The sequence below is a fragment of the Salinadaptatus halalkaliphilus genome (assembly GCF_006543045.1).
GTDB lineage: Archaea > Halobacteriota > Halobacteria > Halobacteriales > Natrialbaceae > Salinadaptatus > Salinadaptatus halalkaliphilus.
The window spans coordinates 1-3883 of sequence record NZ_RBZW01000063.1; the positions used below are offsets into that span (position 1 = coordinate 1).

6 protein-coding genes and 1 pseudogene are annotated in these 3883 nt (G+C 56.7%); 2 read left to right on the forward strand and 5 right to left on the reverse strand.

From position 1 onward, the window contains the following. Positions 1-820: 820 nt before the first annotated feature. From D8Y22_RS18330 to D8Y22_RS18335, 5 genes and pseudogenes are all read right to left on the reverse strand, one after another. Complete coding sequence (locus D8Y22_RS18330) at positions 821-1000, reverse strand: AbrB/MazE/SpoVT family DNA-binding domain-containing protein (protein ID WP_141466132.1); 180 nt, start codon at positions 998-1000, stop codon at positions 821-823. A gap of 38 nt (positions 1001-1038) precedes the next feature. Next, the gene (locus D8Y22_RS23425; protein WP_394348215.1) at positions 1039-1197 is read right to left on the reverse strand and encodes a homing endonuclease associated repeat-containing protein; all 159 of its coding nucleotides are present in this window, start codon (positions 1195-1197) and stop codon (positions 1039-1041) included. Positions 1198-1251: 54 nt separating this feature from the next. Further along, positions 1252-1389 (reverse strand): annotated as a pseudogene (locus D8Y22_RS23430) (homing endonuclease associated repeat-containing protein); the annotation flags it as partial. A 57-nt stretch (positions 1390-1446) separates the two neighbouring features. Further along, a complete protein-coding gene (locus D8Y22_RS22980) occupies positions 1447-1581 on the reverse strand; it encodes a homing endonuclease associated repeat-containing protein (RefSeq protein WP_246084504.1) in 135 nt (44 codons plus the stop codon). Continuing rightward, entirely contained in the window at positions 1582-2376 is a 795-nt protein-coding gene (locus D8Y22_RS18335; protein ID WP_141466133.1) for a hypothetical protein, read from the reverse strand. Positions 2377-2608: 232 nt separating this feature from the next. Here D8Y22_RS18335 and D8Y22_RS18340 point away from each other — a divergent pair, with 232 nt between their 5' ends. Together D8Y22_RS18340 and D8Y22_RS18345 are read left to right on the forward strand one after the other, a co-directional pair. Next, on the forward strand, positions 2609-3199 hold the full coding sequence (locus D8Y22_RS18340) for a type IV pilin (RefSeq protein WP_246084505.1): 591 nt from the start codon (positions 2609-2611) through the stop codon (positions 3197-3199). 27 nt (positions 3200-3226) lie between these two features. Beyond that, positions 3227-3649: a type IV pilin gene (locus D8Y22_RS18345; protein WP_141466134.1), complete on the forward strand. Its 423-nt coding sequence runs from the start codon at positions 3227-3229 to the stop codon at positions 3647-3649. Positions 3650-3883: the final 234 nt, after the last annotated feature.

Consider the following 3883-nt stretch of genomic DNA (forward strand, 5'->3'; position numbering starts at 1 on the left):
AGCGGGAGATTTGGGTCATGGACAACTCGACTCTCCCGCTTCAACTCCTTTGATTTAGCGACCTATCCCGACGCCGTCCCGTGATTCAACAGAGCCATTTGTTTCCATCAAATAGATCTCGCTTTCAGCATCGTATTCTTCGTCAAGATACGCTTCGCCGCTATCAGTGATCGTGTAAACGCCGTTTCCAAGTGGTGTCAGCAACCCGTGTGTAGCTGAAATAGAGGGCGCTGTATCCCCGCCCTACTCGCTCACTTCGCTATGCTCTGTTCGCTCCTTACGGACGGGGGCTTAGCGCCCTCTATTTCAACTAATTATAAATCGAACTGGTGTAGTGGTAATAAGGGTCGGATGGGGGCTGGAGCTCAAACACCGATACGATGGCCAGCAGATTTAATTGAATTATCGACACAATTCAGGTAGCGGGGAGCGGCGGTCTGTCGTTGCCATACGGCTTCGCCACACGGGACATCACCTTTCCCCGCTACGAACGCATCACCGCATCCGATCGTAGCCGGCTGACAGGGGGTATGGTCTCACCCAGGGTCCATGTCACAGCCGGCATACGTGTTCACACCCACGCAGAGTTGTAGCTTTCCAACCATTTATGTGTGAGAGCTACTAACAGACAATCGGCGGGGGATGGGGGAGTTCGTCAATAGCCTTTGGCCGCTCTCGTGACCTCCGCTGCACGATCACTGTCCGCTTTGCCTCTCATACAGCAAGCGGAGAACACTGCCCCTCATTCAGTGTTCTCGAGTCAGTTTATACCTGTCTGAGAGCTCTCTCTTTCATCAAAGAGGAGATTTTCGACCAGTCATCAACACGGGTTTTTGATCCGTGCAGTTCCGTCCCCCTCGTCACACTGCCATAGCACAGGATCGCCCGCCTCGAGTCCGAGTTCTTCGGCGATCGGCTTCGGGATGGTCGTCGACACGGTATCGTCGGCCTCCCGTCCCTGAACCGTCGTCGTATTCGCGTACGTTTCGTGGATCGACATGAACGCTCCCTCAAGCCTATGCCTGTTAAATCTATCTTCTATGAATCGGTTGCGACGCCTGCGACCTCGAGTGCTTCCTCCCACGTGCCCCACCGAGTGAGATACGGCGATGCTGAGTACTCGCCGCGATCGTTCATTTCGGCTTTCGACGGCGGACGACCCAACTCGAGAGCTAAATCCTGCACAGCATCGATCAACGCGTCTGCGTCGACGCGCCGGCCGGGACGAACGTCGTCGGCCTCGAGCCCGGCTTGGTCGCGGGCGTCGAACCACGAGTCAAATCGGCCGTAGTAGGTCGACGGATCGTAGTTCCCATGTTCCTCAACGTCCTCGATACGGACTGGGTGGCCGTGTTCGTCAGCGATCCGCCGGAGATCCTTGAGTAGGTCGTCCTCCGAGACGTACTCGTGATTCGGCTCGAGCCCAGCGGCCTCGAGTGCCCCGTTCTACGAGTCCCACCGATTGTAGTACGGCGTTGAGGAATGCGGGCCATCCTCGTTCATTTCGGGACGCGTCGGCGTCTTGCCCAGCTCGGCGGCAAATTCACGCAGATCCTCGAGATACTGGTCGTCGGTCGGCATTTAGACCTCGATACCCAGGCCGGCGACAAATTCCTTATCGATGCTAATCGAATCCTCGTGGATCTCAGTGTCGGCGCCGAGCCACGAAAAGAAGTGTGCGAGGCTCTTTCGATACGCGTCAGTCCGATTCTGATGTTCGATCACCCAGCGATCCGTGAACCCCCAGTACTCGCTACGCAATTCGAGATACGTGCGAGCGAAGGCGCGACGGCGCTCCACAGAGACGGTCCCGAGATAGGTCGGGACGCTTGTCGGCTGTTCGTCGTCGGTTGGAGCCTCGAGACAGGTAAGGAGACGGCCCAAGACAGCGCCGTCGTCGCGAATCGCGCGCTCGGTACTTCGGTGGGCGTCGTCGGTTCGGTGTTCCATCGATTCGACGCCGAGACTGTCGAGCAAGTGCTCGAGGCGGTCGCGATCGTCGTCACCATCGACGCGGTAGTACGGGCCGTAGGTGTCGGCCTTGATCGTCCCGCGGGTGAGCGTCCAGGCGACGAGTCGGTTGAGCGGGCCAAATGCGTCGCTTGCTTCGGTGAGTGGAATCCAGCCGTGGCCTTCGGCCGTTTGAATGCCACGAACTGGGTGGGGGATTGCATCGTCGTCGATCCACGGCCGAACACGACCACGCGGGAGATCGAGACTCGCGGCGACCTTGCCGGCACTCGCGTTCGGGTTCCGACCGGTGTACTCAAGGACCCGTTGGTAATCCTCAACCGCAGTCCACGGATCGTCGTAGGCCTCCCCCTGGTAGGTACGGGCGAGGTCGATCGGTGAAACCAGCGTAGCCGGGTCGTTCACAGTCATTCCACTATGTGGACATCGTATACGTGTTTCCGCCCAATAGGACTGGATAAAACCGCCGGACAGTGACGCTTCAAGGGGGTGCTGTACCGATCCAACACGATGCTGATTATCATAACTGAAAGCCTTTCGCGACAGTCGTTTTCCCCGATGTATACACTATCGACAACTTATATATAGGGTGCTTGCCAACGGTAATCCAGCACCAAAATCGGTGGTCGGAAAGGTGATGCGCGGAGGATGGTTTCAACCCCCAATCCATCCGCACCTACACGGTATCACACCGCGTGGGATAATCGTTCCGACCGTTCACGGTGCTGTGCAAAGGATACTCATGTTCGACGGAAAACAAATTGCGAACAAACTGGTCGGATCGAAGGATGAACGTGCGGTCTCACCCGTTATCGGTGTCATATTGATGGTGGCCATTACGGTAATTCTGGCTGCTGTAATTGCTGCGTTTGTGATGGACCTCGGTGATATGAGTGGGTCCGCGAACGCCGGGATCGACTTCGATGAGGAGGGCGATCTTGTGACTGTACAAGTGATTGATGAAGGTAATACCGATGCAATTTTAGTCGAGGTTGACGCTGAATCCGCCTCTAGTGGCGAGGATACCAGATATGTTGACTACGACGGAGATGACGACGGTGACGGGGACAATCCATGGACTGTTGGAGATTCGCTAACTCTTGACTCGGACGATATTGATGACGAAGGAGAGTACAACTCTGGTGAACTCGAGGACGGAATTAACGGAATTACCGTCTACGGCGAAATCGACGGTGATCTTCAGGTTGTCGCCACCTGGGATAACTAACTAACCATCCACTGATTTCTTTTATAGATGTTCAGACGATCACACGGCCATCGAGCGGTATCGCCAGTTATCGGCATCATCCTGCTCGTGGCCGTAACCGTCATCCTCGCCGCCACAATCGCTGGATTCGCGATGGGGATGGATGTCGGCAACGAGGACATCCAGGCCGGCGTCACGATAGACGTCCAGTCGGCAACGAACACGATCGTCGTTGAGGTCGTCACGCTCGGGAACACCGACCACGTCGATATCGTCGGCGAGCCAGCAGACGGGCTTGACGGCGGTGCGTCGATCAGCGAGAGCGACCTCGAGGAACTCGATGTAGGCGATACCGTCCGAATCAATCACGACGACCTCGAGTCCGGTGCCGAATCCGGTCGAATAACAGTACTCGGAGTCAAAGACGGGAACGAGCAAGTTGTCGCCAGTGAAGACTACGACCTCAGTTAGAGGCGATCGGCCGGACATCACCGGGGCTCGGTATCGTCAGTACGAGCCAGCCAAGCAGCAAGTAAAGATCGACGAGCCCAAACCAGACTGGCCAGCCAACGACTGCAACCACGATCGCCGCAATCGCGTAGCCGACGATAATGAGTGACGGAAGTTATGGGCATGGGCTGAGATGGGCGAGTAATGGGAGGAGACCGGCGAGGCGATCTCGTTCGTCATCTGAGTGAGGAGGAG

Excerpts from the sequence above, each read along its gene's own strand:
- D8Y22_RS22980 (WP_246084504.1), bottom strand. The coding sequence starts at position 1,581 with ATGCCGACCGACGACCAGTATCTCGAGGATCTGCGTGAATTTGCCGCC.
- D8Y22_RS18345 (WP_141466134.1), top strand. The coding sequence starts at position 3,227 with ATGTTCAGACGATCACACGGCCATCGAGCGGTATCGCCAGTTATCGGC.
- D8Y22_RS18340 (WP_246084505.1), top strand. The coding sequence starts at position 2,609 with ATGCGCGGAGGATGGTTTCAACCCCCAATCCATCCGCACCTACACGGT.
- D8Y22_RS18330 (WP_141466132.1), bottom strand. The coding sequence starts at position 1,000 with ATGTCGATCCACGAAACGTACGCGAATACGACGACGGTTCAGGGACGG.